At 67.2% G+C, this 20,604-nt stretch carries 17 protein-coding genes; 10 read left to right on the top strand and 7 right to left on the bottom strand.

Features of this window, described 5'->3' with window-relative positions; genetic code table 11:
* Positions 1-387: 387 nt before the first annotated feature.
* Entirely contained in the window at positions 388-1,935 is a 1,548-nt protein-coding gene (locus ACWIBS_RS07350) for a sugar transferase (RefSeq protein WP_376128230.1), read from the top strand.
* A gap of 62 nt (positions 1,936-1,997) precedes the next feature.
* On the opposite strand, the gene ACWIBS_RS07355 is transcribed toward ACWIBS_RS07350, so the two are convergent.
* Both ACWIBS_RS07355 and ACWIBS_RS07360 read right to left on the bottom strand, forming a co-directional pair.
* Complete coding sequence (locus tag ACWIBS_RS07355) at positions 1,998-3,116, bottom strand: glycosyltransferase (protein WP_376128232.1); 1,119 nt, start codon at positions 3,114-3,116, stop codon at positions 1,998-2,000.
* Positions 3,113-4,135, bottom strand: coding sequence for a glycosyltransferase family 4 protein (locus ACWIBS_RS07360; RefSeq protein ID WP_376128234.1), 1,023 nt, complete (start codon positions 4,133-4,135; stop codon positions 3,113-3,115). The genes ACWIBS_RS07355 and ACWIBS_RS07360 overlap by 4 nt, the downstream gene beginning before the upstream one ends.
* A gap of 80 nt (positions 4,136-4,215) precedes the next feature.
* Between ACWIBS_RS07360 and ACWIBS_RS07365 the strand changes: the two genes are divergently transcribed.
* Entirely contained in the window at positions 4,216-5,364 is a 1,149-nt protein-coding gene (locus tag ACWIBS_RS07365) for a glycosyltransferase family 4 protein (protein ID WP_454136716.1), read from the top strand.
* On the opposite strand, the gene ACWIBS_RS07370 is transcribed toward ACWIBS_RS07365, so the two are convergent.
* Genes ACWIBS_RS07370 through ACWIBS_RS07380 form a run of 3 tightly spaced genes read right to left on the bottom strand, consistent with a single transcriptional unit; the run spans position 5,355 to position 9,413 of the window.
* A complete protein-coding gene (locus tag ACWIBS_RS07370) occupies positions 5,355-7,310 on the bottom strand; it encodes a glycosyltransferase (protein ID WP_376128236.1) in 1,956 nt (651 codons plus the stop codon). The genes ACWIBS_RS07365 and ACWIBS_RS07370 overlap by 10 nt on opposite strands.
* A gap of 36 nt (positions 7,311-7,346) precedes the next feature.
* Entirely contained in the window at positions 7,347-8,255 is a 909-nt protein-coding gene (locus ACWIBS_RS07375) for a glycosyltransferase family 2 protein (RefSeq protein WP_376128237.1), read from the bottom strand.
* 9 nt (positions 8,256-8,264) lie between these two features.
* Positions 8,265-9,413: a glycosyltransferase family 4 protein gene (locus tag ACWIBS_RS07380; protein WP_376128239.1), complete on the bottom strand. Its 1,149-nt coding sequence runs from the start codon at positions 9,411-9,413 to the stop codon at positions 8,265-8,267.
* 111 nt (positions 9,414-9,524) lie between these two features.
* Here ACWIBS_RS07380 and ACWIBS_RS07385 point away from each other — a divergent pair, with 111 nt between their 5' ends.
* The 6 genes from ACWIBS_RS07385 to ACWIBS_RS07410 all read left to right on the top strand — a co-directional run bounded on the left by ACWIBS_RS07385 (position 9,525) and on the right by ACWIBS_RS07410 (position 15,383).
* Positions 9,525-10,532 carry a glycosyltransferase family 4 protein gene (locus ACWIBS_RS07385; protein WP_376128241.1) on the top strand — a complete coding sequence of 336 codons (1,008 nt, stop codon included), beginning with the start codon at positions 9,525-9,527 and terminating at the stop codon, positions 10,530-10,532.
* A gap of 65 nt (positions 10,533-10,597) precedes the next feature.
* Positions 10,598-11,812, top strand: coding sequence for an ABC transporter ATP-binding protein (locus ACWIBS_RS07390; protein ID WP_376128243.1), 1,215 nt, complete (start codon positions 10,598-10,600; stop codon positions 11,810-11,812).
* Between the two features lies 1 nt (position 11,813).
* Positions 11,814-12,644: an ABC transporter permease gene (locus tag ACWIBS_RS07395; RefSeq protein ID WP_376128245.1), complete on the top strand. Its 831-nt coding sequence runs from the start codon at positions 11,814-11,816 to the stop codon at positions 12,642-12,644.
* Position 12,645: 1 nt separating this feature from the next.
* Positions 12,646-13,479 carry a hypothetical protein gene (locus ACWIBS_RS07400; RefSeq protein ID WP_376128246.1) on the top strand — a complete coding sequence of 278 codons (834 nt, stop codon included), beginning with the start codon at positions 12,646-12,648 and terminating at the stop codon, positions 13,477-13,479.
* A complete protein-coding gene (locus ACWIBS_RS07405; RefSeq protein ID WP_454136720.1) occupies positions 13,448-14,464 on the top strand; it encodes a glycosyltransferase family 2 protein in 1,017 nt (338 codons plus the stop codon). The genes ACWIBS_RS07400 and ACWIBS_RS07405 overlap by 32 nt, the downstream gene beginning before the upstream one ends.
* A gap of 13 nt (positions 14,465-14,477) precedes the next feature.
* Positions 14,478-15,383: a glycosyltransferase gene (locus ACWIBS_RS07410; RefSeq protein WP_376128249.1), complete on the top strand. Its 906-nt coding sequence runs from the start codon at positions 14,478-14,480 to the stop codon at positions 15,381-15,383.
* Positions 15,384-15,402: 19 nt separating this feature from the next.
* Here the strand turns inward: ACWIBS_RS07410 and ACWIBS_RS07415 are convergent, their stop codons facing one another.
* Positions 15,403-17,655, bottom strand: coding sequence for a protein kinase family protein (locus ACWIBS_RS07415; protein WP_376128250.1), 2,253 nt, complete (start codon positions 17,653-17,655; stop codon positions 15,403-15,405).
* 169 nt (positions 17,656-17,824) lie between these two features.
* On the opposite strand from ACWIBS_RS07415, the gene ACWIBS_RS07420 reads away from it, so the two are divergent.
* Both ACWIBS_RS07420 and ACWIBS_RS07425 read left to right on the top strand, forming a co-directional pair.
* Positions 17,825-18,394, top strand: a complete 570-nt coding sequence (locus ACWIBS_RS07420) for a hypothetical protein (RefSeq protein ID WP_376128252.1) — start codon at positions 17,825-17,827, stop codon at positions 18,392-18,394.
* A 61-nt stretch (positions 18,395-18,455) separates the two neighbouring features.
* Positions 18,456-19,487, top strand: coding sequence for a hypothetical protein (locus ACWIBS_RS07425; RefSeq protein WP_376128254.1), 1,032 nt, complete (start codon positions 18,456-18,458; stop codon positions 19,485-19,487).
* Positions 19,488-19,490: 3 nt separating this feature from the next.
* Here ACWIBS_RS07425 and ACWIBS_RS07430 read toward each other — a convergent pair whose 3' ends face one another.
* On the bottom strand, positions 19,491-20,357 hold the full coding sequence (locus ACWIBS_RS07430) for a hypothetical protein (protein ID WP_376128255.1): 867 nt from the start codon (positions 20,355-20,357) through the stop codon (positions 19,491-19,493).
* Between the last annotated feature and the right edge of the window lie 247 nt (positions 20,358-20,604).

Raw genomic sequence — 20,604 nt, forward strand, 5'->3', positions numbered from 1 at the left:
GGACGCGACCGCCGACCTGACCCTCAAGGTCGCCGCATCGGCCGCCGCATCCGGCAGCTACACCTCGGTGATGACCCTGTCACTGTTCGAGTAAACCGCAGTACCCCTCGCGGGGGTGACGCACACCACGTGCGTCACCCCCGCTTCTCGTTGTCCCAGACGTCACGCACAATTCACCCTTCCCCCCAGCGACCTTGCACGCTAGTGTGATAGGCGCACCGGGGGGCGCAGTGGGATGCACTCCCGAGATAAGGTTTGGGGCCTTGTCGTGAGTGCACTGGGGCAGCGGAGCCCGATGGCATAGGCGCCGCGCAACACTGGGGAATTTTCGGCAATGGCATTTGGGGATGCCCTGCGCAGCGACCCCCGCCGTAGCGGTGGTGGCTCGTGAGCGCGATCGAACTGGGCGCAGGAACTCTTCGAGGACTCGACACGCTCGCCGGTTTCGGCACGCCTGTCGCCGCACCTCGCGCGGTGGACACCGCACCGACACTCACGCTCGTGCCGCGCGTCGAGCAGGCGCTCGAACGCCGCCGCGCCTGGGAACGGCAGTACGCCTTGCGGCTGCAGGTGACGGACGGGCTCGTGATCATCGGTTCGGTCGCAGCCACCACCGGTGTCACCTTCTTCGTCGACGGCGCGTCCGCAACGGGCGGGCTGATCGCCGTCCTCACCGTCGCGACCTGGATGCTCATGCTGACGGTCGTGCAGTCGCGCGCCACCTCTGTCATGGGGTCGGGGTCGACCGAGTACAAGCGGGTCGCGCATGCCTCCGCTCACACGTTCGGCCTGCTTGCGGCGCTGTTCCTGATCTTCCAGTGGCAACAGCTGCGGCCGGATCTCCTGTTCGCGCTGCCGGCCGGCACGGTCGCCCTGATCGCCGGCCGCTGGATGTTGCGCAAATGGCTCCACAACCAGCGGGCGTCGGGCGCCTTCACGAAGCGCGCGATCGTCGCGGGATCGAGTGACGACATCGAGTACGTCCTGCGCACGCTCGATGAGGCAGGGTCCGGCGGCTACACGATCATCGGAGTCGCGCCTTCCGACGGCCCCCGCGACCGGATCATCGCCCATGACCGCAGCTACGATGTCGTCGGCACGATGAACTCCGTCGCCTCTCACGCGCGCACGCACGGCGCCGACACGATCATCGTGGCGAATCGCCCCGATGATGACCCCGATTTCATCAAGCGGCTGAGCTGGGAGCTCGAGGGCACGGCATCCGAGCTCGTCCTGTCGAGTCGGATCGCGGATGTCGCGGGGCCCCGCATCTCGCTCGCACCGGTCGATGGACTCCCCCTCATCCACGTGAAGATCCCCGAGTTCGAAGGCGGTCATCACGCGCTGAAGCGCGTCGGTGACATCGTGTTCTCGCTCCTCGTGATGATCCCGATCTCTCTGCTGGTCATGCCTGTCGTGGCGATGCTCATCAAGCTCGACGACGGCGGACCCGTCTTCTTCCGCCAGACGCGGATCGGCCGCGACGGCCAGGAGTTCGGCATCCTCAAATTCCGCACGATGGGCAATGACGCCGAACAGCAGCGGGCCCAGCTCGAGTCACAGAACGAGGGCAGTGGCGTGCTGTTCAAGATCAAGAACGATCCGCGGGTGACGCGCATCGGCGCCTTCCTGAGGAAGTACTCCATCGATGAGCTGCCTCAGTTCTGGAATGTCCTGCGCGGCGATATGAGCGTCGTCGGCCCCCGCCCACCGCTTCCCAGCGAAGTGCGCAAGTACGCCGGCAAGGTCTATCGCCGTCTGTTCATCAAGCCCGGTATCACCGGTCTCTGGCAGATCAGCGGTCGCAGCGACCTCTCGTGGGAAGAGAGCGTGCGCCTCGACCTGCGCTATGTCGAGAACTGGTCGGTCATGAGCGACCTGATGATCATGTGGCGTACGGCCAAGGTCATGATCGCCCCCCGAGGGGCGTACTGACCCATCGACTCGGCCACGTGACGAGGTGACCCGACTCCTCGTCACGTGGCCGTACCACGCCGTCAGCGCTCGAGTAGCGGTTCCAGCACCTGCTGGTATGCCGTGACCCGCTCCGCCCAGTCAGGCACGTCGGGCATCGCAGCCCGTGCCGGTTCGCTCACGAGAACCTCCGAGACCGCCTCGACGAAATCGCTGCCGCCGGCGACCGTCACAGCAGCCGTGTCGAGATCACGGAAGCCGGCGACGGGGGTGCTCACGACAGGGCGCCCGACCGCCAGGTACTCGTACAGCTTTATGGGATCGAGGCTGTCGGTGAAGTCGTTCACGACGTGCGGCACGATAAGCGCCGTCGCGTGTTGCAGATAGCCGGGAACGTCGGTCCACGCGCGAGGCCCGAGCAGCGTGATCGCGGGGTGATCCACCAGCCGATCGGCGCTCTCGGCGGCGAGCGCGACAGGTCCGACGAAGACGATCCGCCCCCCTACGGATGCCGCTTCATCGGCGGCGCGCAGGGCGAGTCCGACGTCCAGCCTGTCCTCATGGAGCGTGCCGAGATACAGCGCACTGCGCTCCGGCAGATCGGCGGGACGTTCACGGAGCCACCGGTACCGCTCCACGTCGACGGCGTTGGGAATGAGCACGACGTCGCGGCGCGGCGCGCGAGTGTCGCGCAGCCCCGTCGAGCACACGACGACGGCGTCCGTGCGCTGCATGAGGATCTCTTCGTTGGCCGCGATCCGTCGAAGTTCGCGCGACGGACGATCCGCGGCGAGCCAATCGTCGGTCATGTCGTAAAGGCTCGGCCAGTCCGTCCGAGCGACGAGGCCAGCCCACCCGGGATCATTCACCCACAGCACGGGTGCGTGCATCCCCAACGATGCCGCCACCCCTCGCACGCGACGTCGCAACAGTGCGTCGGCGGCCGGTCCCGCGAGGCGCGGCAAGAGCTTGTCCGGCTGCAGAAGGTGCAGCCGCCCCTCATATCCCGGCTCCGTACGAAGGCCTCGTCCGCGGTGGATCCGGCGTCCACTGACCGCGGAATGCAGCAGGTCGTTGGAGGGCTCGACGAACAGCACGCGCAGATCCTCGTCACCGCGGAGAAGACCGTCGATGAGGTACTGGTTCCGGCGCCACACGTCGTCCCAGGGCTCGAGCGACAGAACGACGAGATCGCGGCTCATTCGCCGACTCCGAGACGGTCATAAACGGCACGGATGCCACGCACCTGCGCATCGAGAGTGAAGCGCCCGCGCTGTGCCGCGCGGGCCGCCTCCCCCGCGCGAGCACGCAGGCCGTCATCGGCGATCAACGAGTCCATGACTCGTGCGGCATATGCCGTGTCGCCACTCGGGAAGAGAAGCTCTGGGGTCGCGACTCCGACGGTCTCGAGGTGTCCGCCGCCCGCGGAGGCGACGACCGGAGTACCGTGCGCCATCGCTTCGAGCACGAGTATTCCGAGCCCTTCGCGCCGGGTGGGAGCGATGACCATGCTCGCGCGCGCGAGCAGGTCGGGAACGTCAGGGCGATGGCCCAGGAACTCGACGCTGTCGCCCACGCCGCGCTCCTTCGCGCGTTTCTCCAGGTCAGCCCGCTCGGCGCCGTCGCCCGCGATCTTGAGCGTCCACCCGTCGAGCGGTCCGCGCGACTGCGCCCAGGCATCGATGACGTCGGCCGTGTGCTTCTCGGGTTCGAGGCGCTGCGCGGCCAGCACGAACGGTTCGCGGGGGCGTGCGGCATCCGTCGAGTCGACGCCGGAGTACACGACCTCGGCGGGCGGTTCGACGTTCTCGGCGACGAACTGCGAGATGGCGATCTGCGCGGCGAGCGACCTGCCGACGGGCCGGAACGCGGCCCGAGAGAGCGGGCTGCGTCCGCGCGGCCCCGCGAAATGTCGCGTGCTCACCTGGCGCACGCGACGAGCACGTGGCGCGCGTCGATAGAGCCAGCCCACGAGGTCGGCCTGGGACATGTGCGTGTGCAGCACGTCGGGCGCGGCGGTGGCGCGGAGCGTGCGCATCGCCTCGCGCATATCGTCGCCGGGCATCCATCGGACCCCCGTGCTCGCGAGGGCGGACGTCATCTGCCGCCGGTCGCCCCCGATGACCGTGACCTCGACGCCGTCACGGGTCAAACCGGTCGCGACGTTTGCGAGGTAGCGCTCCACACCGGCGAACCCATCGGAGCAGACCAGATGCGTCACTCGCATACGTTCGCCCTCCGCTTCGGCCGGTTGCAGTCTATGAGAGATGCCCCGGCGGAGCCGCTGGCTAGCATGGCCGTGTGCGTGTCGCGATGTCGTCATACCGCTTCAACAACGAAGGGGGCATCGAGCGCGCGTCATACGAGGTGGCCCGTCGACTCTCATCGTCGATCGACATGACGCTGGTGGCTACCGGGGTCGACCCGGTTCCCGGTCCCGAACTCGCCTGGGAGCGGGTCCCGGAACCGCGGGGGCCCGGTTTCCTCGTTCCCCTGACATACTCCTCGGCTGCGACACGGCACCTCGAGCACAAGCACTTCGATCTGCTCCACAACCAGGGCGGGTGCGCGCTGCGCACTCAGGACGTCATCACTGCGCACAGCTGTCATCGGGCGTGGTGGGAGATGAAGTTCCGCAACGGCGAGGCGGTCCGCGCGATCGCGAACCCTCTGCATCACGCCGTGCTGCATGTCGAGAAGGCGAACTACCGCCCCGGTGCATTCCGGCGCGTCATCGCGGTCTCTCATGGCGTGGGCCGTGAGGTGACCGAGCACTACGGCGTTCCTCCTGAGCTCATCGCCGTGATCCCCAATGCCGTGGACACCGCCAGATTCCAACCTCAGGACGCCGCGGAGCGACGCCAGGCAGTCCGCAACCGTCACGGTTTCGCCGACGACGATGTCGTGTTGCTCTGGGTGGGCAAGGAATTCCGACGAAAAGGACTCGCCCCTCTCATCGACGCGCTGCCGCATCTGCCGCCGACCGCCCGCGCGCTCGTCGTCGGAGGAGATGACGAGACCTCGTACCGAGCGCGAGCGGCGGCGCTCGGCGTCGGCGACCGGATCGTCTTCGCCGGCCATTCGAGCACAGTGGAGGACTACTTCCAGGCCGCCGATGTCTTCGTGCTGCCGACCCTCTACGAAGCGTTCGCGCTGGTCACGCTCGAAGCCGCCAGCGCCGGCCTGCCGCTGGCGACGACCCGGGTCAACGGCACCGAGGAGTTCGTCGTCGACGGCGAGAACGGCGTCTTCATCGAGCGCGACGGCCGGCAGATCGCGCGTGCGCTCGAGCCCCTCGTGACGGATGCCGCCGTGCGTCGTTCGATGGGCGCGCGCGCGCAGCGCGACGTGTCCGCGTACACCTGGGATGCCGTGGCGAAGAGCACGCTCGATGTCTATCGGCAGGTGCTCGACGAGAAGCGCGCGAGTCCCCTGCCGGATCAGCGCTGAAGCTCGGTGCGGTACCGCACCGGCCCGCGCGCGAAGATGCGGCGGCGGCGCCGTGCGTCGTCACCGCGTGCGCCGCGCAGCACCACCCCGCGGATGGTCGCACCGACGATCATCGCGACACGGAACGACTGCCACCCGAAGGCGCCGAAGTGCTTGCGCTGGTACTCCTCGGTGCTGGCGAAGAACAGCGCCTCGCGCACGCTGCCGTCACCTCCGGTGCCTGCCCCGATGTGGGTGGCCTCGACGGATGCCACGGCGATGCGCCAACCGGCATCCGTCGCCCGCTTCTGCCAGTCGACCTCTTCTGCATAGAGGAAGAACCGCTCGTCGAAGTGGCCGATCTCTGCGATCGCTTCGGCGCGCAGCAGCAGCACCGACCCGATCGCGAACCCTTTCGCCCTGTCGAGCCGCCCGAGCCCCACGGCGTCGAGCCAGGCACGGAGAGGACGCGGGAACGGCCACCACACCCGCACGGGTGAGCCTGAGCCGGGCTCGGTCTGGGTGGCACCGACGGTCGCGATGCGTCCCGAACCGTGCAGCACGCGGTGCAGCTCGCCGACGGCGTCCGGCGCGATGCGCGCGTCGGGGTTGAGAAGGAGCACGTCAGCCCCCTCGGCGCCGCGATCGGCGAGCGAGCGAAGCGCCACGTTGACGCCGGCGCCGAAGCCGAGATTGCGGCCCGGGTCGATGTAGTGCGCGCCGCGCCGCTCTGCCATCGCGCGGGTCTCAGCAGACGAGGAGTTGTCGACGATCGTCACGGGAAAACCGTCACCCAGGTGCGCGAGCGCCCCGTCGAGCAGCTCGGGATCCCCGTACGCGATCGCGACGACCTCGACGGGACGATCGCGACCGGTGTCGTTGGCCGGCGCGACCTCGCGATACAGAGCGAGCTGCTGCTCGGCGACGCGCTCCCAGGTGAAGTTCTGAGCGTGCTCGAGACCGCGCGCACGCAGGCCGCGCCACGTGCCGGGCTCGAGCGCCTGGTCGATGCCGTCGCGCAGCGCGTGGGGATCGCCCGGTTCGACGAGGATGCCGGCCTCGCCGACGACGTCGGGGATGGCACCCGAGCGGCTCGCCACGACCGGGACACCGGATGCCATCGCCTCGACGGCCACCCTGCAGAACTGCTCCAGCCAACCGGGCCAGGGCACCGACGGCACGGCGACCACATCCAGGCGGCGATAGCGTTCGGCGAGCTCGGCGCCCTGCGCGAAGCCGAGGAAGGCGACCCGGTCGGACACGCCCAGTTCGGCGGCGAGTGCGGCGAGTTCCTGCTCCTGCGGCCCCTCGCCCGTGATCTCGATGCGCCAGTCGGGCCTGGATGCTGCCGCGCGCAGCAGCGTCGCGACGCCCTTGTGCGGCTCGAGTCGGCCCACGTATCCGATCACCGGCGTCGGCGCGGCAGCCGTCTTGTCCGCGGCCGCGAACACCGCGGTGTCCACGCCCAGCGGAATGAGCGCGGCGGGGCCGCGCAGACCCTTTCGTGCGAGGATCTCGCCCGCCTCGCGGTTGCAGACGTAGGCGCCCGCGGCGTGGCGCAGCGCGTAGCGCTCGAGCCAACGGAACGGGATCGGGTAGGTCTTGTCGATGTTCTGCGCGGAGTAGAGCACGTACGGCGCGCGGCTGCGACGCAGGCGACGCAGCAGAAGCAGCTCGGCGGTCGCAAGTGAGAACGGCTCTTCGTGCAGGTCGATGACGTCGGGCCGGCGCTTCAGGGCACGCCAGATCGGCCGCGGGTCGTACAGGAACGCGTTCGGATGGGTGCCGACCGTGGCTGCGCCCCGCACGAATCGGTCGGCGCCGGGCTGGAGCGATACGCGGCGCCCGCCTTCGTTCCACCGCTTCGCGGAGATCAGGAGCAGGTCGACCCCGCGGGCCCGCAGCCGGCGCTCGCGTTCACGCCAGGCCGTGACCACCGCATGATGTGCGACTCGCAGAACTCTCACTGGCCGTTCCTTCCCGGCACGAGCCTAGCGACGAGGTCAGCCACGGATCCCGCGGACTCGACGCCAGGCGCCGTCCACGAGGCCGCCCGGTGCGACGCGCAGAGCCCAGGCCAGCTCACCGATCGCCCTCGCCGGCTTGCGTTCACGCAGCGCCGCCTTCGCGGCGCGCGACGCCGACCACCACGCGAATCGCGCATTCTTGCGGATGCTCTCATCGAATGCCGCGATGAGCTCGGCGTCACCATCACCGGCGGCGCGCTCGCGGTGACGACTCAGCACCGTCGCGATGCCGCGCACGAGGTCGCGGTGCCGACGCGTCGTGTTGTGCTCGTGAGCGCGGTAGTCGACGAGCGTCCGAGGCTCGAACACGACAGGCCCGAGCGCAGACAGCCGGATGAGCAGATCCAGGTCCTCGGCGAACTGCAGGCCGAGGTCGAAACCACCCACCGCGTCGAAGGCCGAACGCCGGATGACGAGATTCGGCAGAATGATGCCGGTGCGACGTCGCGCGATGTCGGACGGACCGTCGACAGGCACCTGATCCGCGTCGAGCAGCACCTCGCCGTCTTCCCCGATCGTGCGCATCCCGCAGTATGCCGCCACGGCATCACCGTGTTCCTCGAGCAACGCGACGTGCGCCGCGAGCCGATCAGGGTGCCATCTGTCGTCGTCGTCGAGGAAGGCCAAGTACGTGCCTGTCGATACCTGCGCGCCGCTGTTGCGAGCGGTGCTGACGCCGGACGACTCCTGCCGCATGAGTTCCACCTCTGGCAGCACGGATACGGCGGCGGCGACCTCTTTCGGGTCCGGTGATCCGTCGTCGACGACGATGACCTCGACGTGCGGGTGCGTCTGGGCACGCACGGAGTCCAGCGCTTGCGCGAGGAACGGGCTGGTGCGGTTGGTGGCGATGATGACGCTCACCAGGTCGGCACGCGGGGTCATTCCGCGATGCTATCGGCGAGCGCGCACGCCACCGACGTGGGCGTAAAGCTGCGCGTACTGGAGTGCGATGCGTCGCCAGCTGTACTCCTTCGCCCGCGCTCGGCCGGCGGAGGCCACCGTCGCCGCGTTCTCGGGGTCATCCACGATTCGTCGAAGCGCGGCGGCGAGCGCAGGCGTGTCGAATGGGTCCACGATCCATCCGTCCCGCCCGTCTCGGACGAACTCGGGCGGCCCGCCATGGGATGTCGCTATCACGGGGATGCCGGCCCGCCATCCTTCGAGCACGACGATGCCGAAAGACTCCGCGCGACTCGGCACGCCGAGCGCGAGCGCCCCGCGGGTCACCGTCACGACTTGGCCGCGGGAGAGCCGCCCGCAGAAATGGGTCCGCTCGCGGACTCCCAGACGCTCGGCGAGTGATTCGAGTTCCGTTCGCGCCGGTCCGTCGCCGCCGATCACAAGGTGCACGTCCGGCGGAAGCTCGGCCGCCGCGAAGGCGTCGAGGAGCAGGTCGAAACCCTTCGTCCTGACCAGTCGTCCATAGGCGAGCACGTAGCGCTCGGGCAGGCCAGCGGGCGGATCGGCCGCCGGTTCGTCGAGGTTCACACCGTTGGCGACGATGACGCCGCCGCCGGCGCGCAAGCCGAACCGGGATTCGAGGTCGGTGAGCGTCGAGCGCGAGGGCGCGGTCACGACTGCTGCGCGGGAGAGCGCTTCGCGCAGTGCGCGACGCAGCAGTGCCGAACCGCCGAACACGTCGTCGGCGTCACCGAGAGTCTCGCCATGACTCGTCACGACCAGACGCCGGCGGGTCATCCGGGCGATCGCCGATGCCCAGACTCCGTTCGGCCCGAAGCAGTGCACGTGCAGGACCGCGGGGCGGTCGTGCCGCACAGCGGCGAACCATCTGCCCAGCGCACGGGGCGCACGCCATGCGAAAGACGCGAGCACGCGAAGCGAGCGCGCGGGCAGCGGGCACGGCAGCACGCGAATCGGGATGCCGTCGACATCGGCGGGCACGTCATCCCGCTGATCGACCGTCCAAATCGCGACGTCGATGCCCTGACGGCGCAGCTCTCGGGCGACGTGCAGAACGTGTTCCTCCACGCCCCCCACACGGGGCAGGAAGGAACTCGCCACCAGCACGACCTCGGCCACGGCACCTTCTCCCACTACGCTCGCTTCGATACCCTGGCGCCCTGCGCCGCACCGATTCGGAGGTCACGCGCCATTCGCGTCACATTCGCCACGATAGCCACCGCTGCCCCGATGGGTCAGCAGGTGTACGAAGAGGAGATCATCCGTCGTGCACCACGCGCGCTCGGGGCGGGTTCGTCGGTGAGCCGCGAGATCGTCCGTTCGATGCGCTCCGAACTGCCGGGAACCACGCGCCTGCCGACGTGGGTGCTCTCGCGGGCGCCCCGACCGGTGCGACGCGCCATCGGCGCCACCATGTACCGCGGCGCCGACATCGTTCACCGGATGGGGTTCGGAATGCCCCCCGCCCGCGTACCCGAGATCATCACGATCCACGACACCGTCGCCTGGCGCTTCGACGACGAGTCCTCACCCGAACCGTTCGCGGCCGACGAATTGCGCCGCGCGGCCGCGGTCATCGCCCCGTCGCAGTTCGCGGCCGACGACGTTGCCGAGTACCTGGGCATCGATCGCGTGGAAGCGATTCACAACGGTGTCGATCAGCGCTTCTTCGATGCTGAGGCTCTCGATTCGCGTGCGCTGTCGAACCTGGGGATCACCGGCTCTTATGTTCTTCACGCCGGTGGCGCGTCGAAACGGAAGAACCTCGACGCGCTCGCGGAGGCTTGGGCTGACGTCGCTTCCGCACGCCCCGATCTGACTCTCGTGCTGTCCGGGCCGGAGCATCCACGACGCACGCGACTGTTCGCACAGCTGCCGCGCACACGCCTCCTGGGCCGCGTGCGCGGTGATCTCATCCCAGGACTCCTCGCCGGAGCATCCGCCGTCGTCGTGCCCTCGCTCTACGAGGGCTTCGGACTCCCCGCGCTCGAAGCGATGGCCGTCGGCGTCCCGGTGGTCGCGGCTCGCACGAGCTCGCTCGTCGAGGTCGTGGGCGATGCGGGTGTGCTCGTCGAGCCGTCTGGCGCGGCGATCGCGGAAGGCCTCGTGTACGCGGCGTCCGACGAATCATCGGTGGGTGCGCTCGCCGAGCGGGGACGGCTGCGCGCGCAGGGATTCACCTGGGAGCGCAGCGCCGCACACCATGCCGAGGTATGGCGGCGGGTCGCGAAATTATAGGATCCGACGAGCCGATGTCGCCGACGCGACACGATGAGAGCCCTCTAACCATGTAGATTCTCCCTGTGCAGACTGTGGGGGATGCCGCGATCAAGGTCGACCGGCTGGGTAAGACGTACCGTCTGGGCGCCTTCGGCGAGAGACCGACGACGGCCGCGCAAGCGGCGATCCAGTGGGTGCGCTCGACCGGACGCGCGAAGTTCACGCTTTTCGATGCGCTCGACGACGTGTCATTCGACGTGCCGCAAGGCGAGGCGCTCGGCATCGTCGGACGAAATGGTGCGGGAAAGTCGACACTGCTGAAGCTGCTCACCCGGGTGACGGCACCCTCTCGCGGGCGCATCGAGTTGAACGGTCGCGTCGGGTCGCTCCTCGAGGTCGGCACCGGGTTCCACCCCGAGCTGACCGGCAAGGAGAACATCTACCTCAACGGCGCCATTCTCGGCATGACCCGCAAAGAGATCCAGAAGCGCTATGACGAGATCGTCGAGTTCTCGGGCATCGAGAAGTTCCTCGCGACGCCGGTGAAGCGATACTCCTCCGGCATGTACGTGCGCCTGGCGTTCTCGGTCGCGGCGCACCTCGACACCGAGATCCTTGTGATCGATGAAGTGCTCGCCGTGGGTGACGCGGAGTTCCAGCGGCGGTCGATCCAGAAGATGCGCGAGGCGGCGTCGGGCGGCCGAACCGTTCTCTACGTGAGCCACCAGCTGCAGACCGTCCAAGCACTGTGCAGTTCGGCGATGCTGCTGGACCGCGGCAAGCTCGCGTACTCGGGCAGCGTTGAGGGCACACTGCAGGCGTATCGCGACAGCTTCGAGAGCTTCGCGCTCGCGCAGAGCGATGCGACCAAGCGGCCGGGCAATGGGCGACTCCGCCTGGAACGCGTCTCGATGGAAGATGAGTTCGTCAAGTCCGGCGAGGACATCGTCATCGACTTCACTGCTCCGCCAGGCAAGAAGCTCATCGGGTCGTACTTCGTGTCGGCTCACATCAACAACGACCAGGGGTCCGTCATCGCCCAGTGCGACTCCCGGCTCGTCGGCGCCTGGTTCGATCCCGCAGAGCCCCAGTCCGGCCGGCTCATCATTCGCGACCTCTGGCTCAAGCCCGGACAGTACACGGTCGATCTCTACGCCTGCCAAGCCGGCATTCTCGATGCCTGGGAGGGCGCGTGGCGCTTCGAAGTGCTGCCCGACCTGCCGTACCCCGAGTTCACCGAATCCTCCAGCACCGAGAAGGGGCTCGTGTTCGTGAACTTCGAGTACGAGGGGGTCTGACATGGAACCTGATGTGCAGCGCACCGTCATCACACCTCCCGGGCGACTGAATCTTCCGCCGTGGCGCGAGATCTGGCGCGCACGCGAAGTAGCGGTCCGGCTCGCGCAGCGAGACATCATCGTCCGCTACCGCCAGACGATCTTCGGTGTCACGTGGGTGATCCTCCAGCCGCTCGTCACCGCCGGCATCTTCACGATCGTGTTCGGCGTCATCGCAGGACTCTCGACCGACGGCATCCCGACCTTCGTCTTCACCCTCGCCGCAATGCTCGCGTGGAATCTCTTCAACGGTGTGCTGGGTCGCGCCTCATCGTCGATGGTCGCCAACCAATCACTCGTGCAGAAGGTCTTCTTTCCGCGCATGCTCGTGCCGATCTCGAGCCTGGCGTCGATCGTCGTCGACTTCCTCGTCGGTTTCGTTCTGCTGGTCGTGCTGCTGTTCATCTTCGGCATCAACCCCGGTTGGGCGATCCTCTTGCTGCCGGTATGGGTCATGCTGATCCTGCTGCTCGGGCTCGGGTTCGGTCTCGCGGCTGCGGCGTATCTCGTCAAGTACCGCGACGTGGGGTACGTGCTGCCGTGGTTCCTGCAGGTGCTCATGTACGCCAGTCCGCTCGCCTACTCGCTGTCGGCCGTGCCGGACAGCATCCGATGGCTGTTCCAGATCAACCCGGTCACGTGGTTCCTGGAGGCATTTCGCTGGTCGGCACTGGGCACCCCCGCGCCTCCCCTCTGGCAGATCCTCGCAATCGTCATCGGAGCGCCCCTCGTGTTCTTCCTCGGCACGCTCGTCTTCCAGAAGAACGAGCGCGAGTTCGCGGACTACATCTGACATGCGCGTCACCGCGTACGCCCTCATGGCCGACCCGGCGTTCCTCGCCGAGAGCCTGAAGGCGTACTACGCGCACGTGGACCGCATCGTGCTGTCCTACGACCAGGACGCGAAGTCGTGGACCGGCACCAACCTGCCCGTCGAAGAATGTCTCGCCATCGTCGACGCGCTCGACGTCGAGGGCAAATGCGTCCGCGCACCGGGCAGCTTCGCAAGGCTCGATGAGCATCCCCTCGATAACGACACCTTCCAGCGTCAGACGGCATTGGACGTCGCATCCGACGGGGCGGACTGGGTGCTGCAACTCGACACCGACGAAGTGATGCTCGACGCACCGCGATTCTTCGGCTCCCTCCTGCGCGCTGAGGCGAGGGGAGCATCCGCGCTGTACTACCCGTCGCGTTGGCTGTATGCACACGTCGGCGGTAACCGCTACCTGGAAGCCAGCACGCGCTTCCTGCGTCCTGCCGCGTCGTATCCCGGCCCCCTCGCGGTGCGGGCGGGAACCACGCTCGTGCACGCCCGCCAAGCGGACGTCGCCCTTCACCGAGTCGACCTGCGTGCGTGGAACACGGATCCCGCGCACCACCACGAGACGATCGTGCACGAGGTCGTCTCACCGCAGTCCGCGGTGCTGCACTACTCGTGGGTGCGGGACCACGACACCATCCGCCGCAAGTTCGGCTGGTCGGGGCACGCCGCCGACTACACCAAACCGGCCGTATACGCCCGCTGGGCGAAGCGACAGCGTCACCCGTGGCGGACATCGCTCAGTTCGCCCCTGCGGCGGCGAGACTGGTTCCGTGTCGTCCGTGTCGGTCCGCCGGAGTCGTGACGTGACAGCTTCAGTGAGTGTTGTGATCGTCACGGCGGACAGACCCGAACACCTTCGAACCTGTCTTCAGCACATCGAAAAGCTCGTGCCCGCGCCGCTCGAGGTCGTTGTGGTCGACGATTCATCAGATGATCGGATGAGCAGATCTTTATCGGATGAGTTTCCGGACGTACGGTTCGTGCGGCACAAGTCAGACTCCGGCCCCACCCCGGAACCTCGCCACACCGGCTACGCCGCGACGTCGGGCGACATCGTCGCCTTCATCGGCGATGACGCCCACGTCGACGAACGGTGGCTCGGCGAGTTGACCGTGCCGTACGCCGATCCACGAGTCGTCGCGGTGTGCGGCCGCGTCCTACATGGCATCGAAGGCGAGGCGATCAAGGGTCGCGGCGAAATCGGCCGACTTCTACCCGACGGTCGACTCACCGACAACTTCGCCGCAGATCCCGGAAGACAGATCGACGTCGATCACCAGGGCGCGGCGAACATGTCTTTCCGCCGCACTGCGCTGGATGCTATCGGCGGCATCCGCGGAGGATACCCCGGAACGGGCCACGCCGCGGAATCCGACATCTCGCTGCGGCTGGGCCTGACAGGCGGCAAGCTCGTGCTGCAACCCACAGCCATCGTGACGCAGACTGCTACGCGCGACATGCTCAGGAGGAAGCGGCTCGATCGGCGTCACATCTACTATGCGCGACGCAACCACGTCGTACTGCTCGTGCGCCTGTTCGGATGGCGCGATCCGCTCCTGACGCGATACATCTGGTCAGCGCTGCGCGATCAGCCCCGCCACTTCTCCCGGCTGAGGAGTGAGCTGCGCGCACGCACCCGCCAAGACACACGACTGTCGCCGCTGCAACGACTGCGTGTCTTCGCTGGGCCGACTCTGATCCTCACTGAGGCACGAGGGCTGATCAGCGGGGTATTCGCCGCTCTTGGCGCCCGTCGAGATGACCGACGGGCTCATCATGGCAGGTGAGCCGGATCGCCCGATGATGAGCATCATCATCCCCGCGTACAACGCGGCCGAGACGCTGGGGCGTCAGCTCGAGGCACTCGCCCGTCAAGCAAGCGCGCCACGTGAGATCCTCGTCTGCGACAACGGCTCGACCGACAGGACCGTCGACGTCGTCAGGACGATGGCGGAACGGTACCCCGAGATCCGTCTCGTGGATGCTTCCTCGAGGCGCGGGCCTGGCGCCGCGCGCAACATCGGGGTTTCAGAGAGCGGAGGGGAGTGGATCGCTTTCTGTGACGCAGACGATATCGTCGCGGACGGATGGTGCCGGGCAGCACGACACGCGCTGTCACAGCACTCGTTCGCGGCTGGACGGCTCGACATCGAGCACCTCCGAGGCAAAGGCGCGTTCTCAGTCTCGTGGTCACCGCAGCTTGACGGCCTTTCAGCGTTGTCCTACCTTCCCGGCTTCGTATCCGCGGGCAGCAACAACATGGCCATGCACCGCGCCGTCTTCGACTCCATCGGCGGATTCGATGAGTCCGAGTTCACCGCAGAAGACGACGACTTCTGCATCCGTGCGCAGCTGGCCGGATATCACTTGACGTTTGCTCCGGACATGCTGCTATACGTCCAGCAGCGTGTCGGGCTCCGCGCCGTCTACAGACAGGCTCGCACCTACGGGCGAGGCGCCCGCAGGATGACACACAAGTACGCATTGCTGGCAGCCTCGACGACCGGCCTCGACCAGCACCCGTTCGAGGACGGAGCCCCGCCTGAAGAATCCCCCGGGTCAGCCAAGCTCGGGCGTCTCGTCCGCGCAGCCGGGAGTCCGGCAAGGTGGGCGAATCTGGTTTGGCGCATCGGTTGGTCGTCTGGATGGCGACGCGCCACGGTGGAGGACCTGCATCAGGTTGGCGACGGCACCCCCGGCGCATAGCCGGCCGGTGTGACAGCCCTCACGTCTTCCCCTGACCGCGGGCTGATCGAGCGTTGAGCAAGCTCAGCGCGGACTGCCGCATCCCCCGGCGCCATCCCCGGAGCGCATCGCGCGCATACCTGAGCAGTGCTCGCGGTGGGGCCCCTGGTGCCCAGAGGCTCTGGCGAATCCGGTAGACGGACCGATGGCGGTGCTGTGCGAAGGCACCGCCACTGATCAGCACCGCGGGGGGCATTCCGGAGTGCGGAAGCCAGCGCACGCCGTAGGACGAGTCGCCGACAGGGACGTCGGGATAGCGTCGAGGGTCCGGAGACGAGAACTCCGGGCCGTCGACCAGCGTCCGCCGGGCTTCGGCTTCCCCGGTCGTGGCGTAGGCGAACTCCAAATCGACCAGGAGTAGGCGACCATCCTCATCGATGATGAAGTTATCGGGCTTCGCGTCGACCAGATCGAAGCCGGCGGCGTGCAGCTGATCGAGTACCGCCACCATGCGTCGGAGGATCGGCAGAGGGAGCAGACGGCGTCGACGGGTCAGCACGTTGCGGTAGTACGGCATCTCGAACCAGTCTTCGCCGCGGTCGAGCACCTCCGGAGCGATATCACTGGTGGCCAGCGCGTCGAGGGCAGCGAGTTCTCGCTCGAGATGCCGTCGGGCGCCCGGCACGAACGTTTTCCGCACGACAATTCCTGCATCGGTAGCTCGCACGTCGACACGAGCGCGTCGCCCGCGGCTGAGCGTTCTCGTCGTTCCGTGCGGAACGCCCTGCGCCGCGCGGCCGGCTGCGACGATCTCTCGGACCCGCGCGACGGATTCCGGAGCAGCGAGTTCGAGATAGTGCCAGGCTTCGGTCTCGTCGTCCGCAGAGTGCATCCCGTTGAATGCGCGGGACTCTCCGAGCGTCGCATCGACGAGGTCACGGACGGTCACCTTCGCCGCGAGGATGTCGGCGTTGGTGAGATGCGGATAGCGTGATTTCAGCGCGGGATCCACCGATTCAGGAGCGAAGTGGAGCGCTGCGATGACCAGGGAGGGACCCCCTCCGCTGGCCGGATACGGCCCACGCCCCCAGTTACCTCCGCGGATGTGAGCTGCGGCACGGCCGCGGGCAGCAGCATCCAGGCGATGCGTGAAAACAATCTGAAAACCCAGATGCTCCAGGATCCCGCGTACGTCATCAAGCGAGACGACTTCTTCCAGGCGCTCACGAATGACGAAGACCGCAAGCTCCCCCTCCACGCCAGACGCGTCCTTCCGGACGTCAATGCGGCGAGCAGCCCAATCGTTCGAGCTCGACAGCCGGCGAAGGGCATCAAGCGGCGGCCGCCACTTCTGCTGCCCGAGGTAGTCGTCGAGGCCCTCCATATCGAGAGGAATGTGTGACCCAGCACTCTCCGCAGCCTCCGTGAGTGCGGCCGCGTAGTCATGCTCGGCCGGCTCCTCGAGGGGGCTATGTGGCAGAGACGATGCGAGGCCGGCAGAAAACCCCTTGTGGTAGAGCACGTGGTACGCGAGCGAGTGCAGGTGATCGGCGGGAGCCGGCACGCGCATACCGCTCGCATGAATCACAGAGCGATCCAGAATCGTCTTCGCGAGCGAAGGAACATAGTAGGCAGCGCCGCGGAAGTCATAGCCGTCAAGACCGGTTTCGCTGTAAAGGTCGATCGGGATCGTGCCCGGCTCGGCGCCGACGATTTCACGAAAGGTCTCGGCGTGTTCGTCGCGCACCAAGATGTCGAGGTCCTCGCCGGGGGCCATCTGCGGCAGCTGCGTGAACCAGCGCAGCACGACATACTCCAAACCCGCGTCTTCGAGCCGTCGCGCGAGCCCCGTAACGCCCCACACTGGTGAGAAATAGACGCGTGGTCGCAACGGTGGTTCGTGGTGCAGCCGAAAGACATCGAACGCGTGTGCGGAATCTGTCCAGCTGTCGACCGCAGAGATCCGGCCCCGCCTGCGGGCGATCCCGAGGGCGAGGCGGGTCGCCGCACTGCGCCGGCCTTTACCGCGCTCGACCGCAATCCAGCGGAAGGGCGCCAGTTCACTGAACCCCGCGACGGAAAGCGGCCGATCAGCGCGCACCACGAGCACGTCCGCCGAACTCTGGGAGACCCTGAACAAAGGGTCGAGCTTGTGGAATCTCTCCGCGAGCGGTCCCGCGTGGCTGCGGACGCCGTCCAGCGCTTCAGCGGACACGAGACCGAGATACTTCGCCCCGATGCTCTCGGTGAGCAACACCCCGAGATACGCATCACGTGCGCCGACATCGAGCACCCGGGCACCGTGCGGAACCCCGGACGCCATAATCACGCAACTGACATTACCGGCCTGCTCGCGCTCGCAGCCTGGCACAGCCTGGCCGGCGGGTATATGGTGTGCACCATCGACGTCCTGGGGCCGTCGATGACCTGCTGGTCTCCTCTCCGTGAGGAAGGACTGCGCGATGTCACCGAAAGAGCGGGCAACGCGAGACGACGACGACGGCAGAGCCAGACCACTGTTCGGGCTGGGGGCCACGTTGGGGATCGCCGTTGTGCTCGCGGCGCCGTTCGCCATCCTGACCCTCACTGGAGAAGAGCCGTATCCGGCGGTCATCTTCCCCGGCGGAGGACAGATCCAAACGCATGTCGTGGACGGGGTAGCTGCTTTCCAGTCAGACACTCTCGTCGCCTACACTCCGGCAGGAGTCGAACGCGTCGTCGACCGAGCCCTGCTTCTCGATCCGATCCCACCGTCTCAACTCAGCGGTCTCATCGCGTCGAGGTTCGGTCAAGATCGGTCTTCGACGCGATCCGTCGTCGTCCGCGGAATCGACCTCGTCTTCGAGGTTCCGCGCGCGGTGCCCACGCTCGAAGAGACAACACGCGCCCGCGAGTGGCTGGCGGGTCAGTTGCGCTCAATGGGCCTGAGCGAGGAAACCCTCATCGTTCGCAAGGAGCGGGTGACGATCGATCACAGAACCGGACGAGAACTGGATCGAGAGGTCCTCGAGGAGGTGAACCTCATTGGTTGATCGCGCGCTGCTATGGGCGTGGGGCCGAATCGCGGCTTCGACCCGGGTTGCCCCAGGATCGTTGGGGGTCTTCCGTTGGGTCTTCGGGCTCTACCTCTTGCTCTTCGACGCCCGCTGGTTCTCGTGGCTGGACCAGACTCCGGATGCGTTCTTTACGCCTCCGCTTCTGAGCCTGTCCAGCATGGCCGGCGGGTTCCCGCCGTCCCCGTTCTTCACGATCGTCGATCTCGTCGGGCTCGCGGCAATCTGCGCCATGACATGCGGGTGGGCCACCCGTATCTCGACGTCCGTCGCGCTCGTGACCTACATCGTGAGTACGACGTTCGCCTATTCGCAAGGCAAGATCTCTCACCAAATCGCGATTGCACTCGTGCTCGTGTGCATGCTGATCGCAGACTGGGGCAAGGCGGCTCCGCGACGGATAGCACAGGGCCTCTCGCTCCTCGGTGTTGCCCTGTGCTTCGGGTTCCTGGTCGCAGGGGTCGAGAAGAGCCGATATTGGCTCACACCTGATCTGGGCGTGAGCGGCTTCCTGAGCTGGTACTACCCGCGAATGGACTTGCAGGAACCCCAATTGCTCGCCGGCCTCGTTCCGGGCGTTCTGCTGCTGGCGTTCAAAGCAGCGGATGTGATCGCGGTGCTGTTCGAGGTCAGCGGCTTCATCTGGTTGCTGTGGGGGCGTGTTCCCTGGCGTCTATGGCTGCTTGCCGCGGCGAGCTTCCATCTTGTCAATGCGCTGGTGCTCAACATCACGTTCTCAACGCAGATCGTGGCTTACGCGGCGTTCTTCAGTTTGGCCACGCTGCCATGGCCCGCGAGGGGCGAAAGAGCCTACTCTGCCGCGCGCATCACTGCCGTCGCGATCGCCGTGTTCGCCACCGTGTGGCATGGCGTGACGCGAATCGCCGGCGGCGGGTCCTTCTTCATCTTCGGCGGTTCGTTGGCGTACACGGGAGATTACGACCTCATCGTCTGCATCGTCGTCGGCAGCGCCGTTGTCGCACTCGGTGCACGCGATGTCTTCCGGGAAATCCGGCGACCCTCCCCCCGAGAAGCAAGTGTGAAGAGCGTCGGGTCGATCTCCTCGGGGTGACGGTCAGCCCCAGAGTCGCCGCAGTGTCTGCAACGTCTGATTGCCCGGGTCTCGACGCGCATCGTGCGCGTAGAAACTCATCGCGTGGAGCATTCGCCAGAGGATGACATCCTCCCGACTCATCGAGCCGAGCAGTTCGCCGGCCCTCTCGGCGAGCGGCCCCTCGATGTCGTTCTTCATGAACGCGATGGCCGCTTCGCTGAGGCTGGCACCCGCACGCCGACGGTGAAGGTCCAACGTGGCGTACACAGCGTCGAGGAAACGCGGGTTACGGTCTTCGCCGCGTGGCCAATCGATGAGCTTGATCCCTCCCCCGCGCAACCGGAGCACGTTCTCACGGTGCAGATCGCCGTGGGATGGCCCGATCAGCACCGGCAGCGTCCCCTGTCCGAGTAAGCGGGACCGAAGGTTCTCGAGGTCGTCGTCTTCGAAGTTCGCGGGCTCGCGGGGTGATTGCAGGCGCCGGTAGAGGTCGGTCGATGACATCTGACCGGTCTCGCCGGACTCAAGGGCGTCCAGGACCGTGAGCACGTCTCGCTCGTACTCCCCCAAGCTCGTCGGCACGGCGTCGTACCGCGCATACCGGCACACCGTGAGCCTGCCCTGCTCCACCAGTTCTACGTTCTCCGGGGCATAGTGCCCCCACGGCCCGGCGAATGCTGCGCGGGTGCGTTGGACTTCTTGCTCGGCTCTGCGCTCTTCAACGGCGGAGAGCGGCACCTTGAGGAAGACACTCTCCGCGTCGATGACCACGCGTGGATGTGTGCGCGCCATGATCGTCGCGCGGTTGGATGACAGCTCCTCCGCGCGCGTCACCGACGTGGTCGCCGCGCGATGGGCTCGCGCGATGACCAGGTAGTCGGGCGCCATCCACTTTCCCAGACCTGCCCGGGCGAGAAATCTACCGAGCCGTTGTCGAGTGCTGTTCGTCGCGGTGTCCCGCCCACGACGCAGCGATTCGGCGTGCACGATCACCTCGAGGTGATCGAGCGACGGCAGCGGGATGAGCAGTCGGGACACGGACAGGCCCGTGCCGCGGAGCGTCGCGCCCCACGGTCGCACGGGATCTGAGAACAACGACACTCCCGCACCCGGGAGCGAGCGCCGACCGCGCATC

It is taken from the genome of Microbacterium sp. NPDC055442 (genome assembly GCF_053644215.1).

Bases quoted from the DNA above. Each gene is read 5' to 3' on its own strand.
- ACWIBS_RS07400 (WP_376128246.1), top strand. From the start codon at position 12,646: ATGCGCGTCACCGCGTACGCCCTCATGGCCGACCCGGCGTTCCTCGCC.
- ACWIBS_RS07430 (WP_376128255.1), bottom strand. From the start codon at position 20,357: ATGGCGCCCGACTACCTGGTCATCGCGCGAGCCCATCGCGCGGCGACC.
- ACWIBS_RS07355 (WP_376128232.1), bottom strand. From the start codon at position 3,116: ATGAGCCGCGATCTCGTCGTTCTGTCGCTCGAGCCCTGGGACGACGTG.
- ACWIBS_RS07395 (WP_376128245.1), top strand. From the start codon at position 11,814: ATGGAACCTGATGTGCAGCGCACCGTCATCACACCTCCCGGGCGACTG.
- ACWIBS_RS07385 (WP_376128241.1), top strand. From the start codon at position 9,525: ATGGGTCAGCAGGTGTACGAAGAGGAGATCATCCGTCGTGCACCACGC.
- ACWIBS_RS07410 (WP_376128249.1), top strand. From the start codon at position 14,478: ATGATGAGCATCATCATCCCCGCGTACAACGCGGCCGAGACGCTGGGG.
- ACWIBS_RS07420 (WP_376128252.1), top strand. From the start codon at position 17,825: ATGTCACCGAAAGAGCGGGCAACGCGAGACGACGACGACGGCAGAGCC.
- ACWIBS_RS07375 (WP_376128237.1), bottom strand. From the start codon at position 8,255: ATGACCCCGCGTGCCGACCTGGTGAGCGTCATCATCGCCACCAACCGC.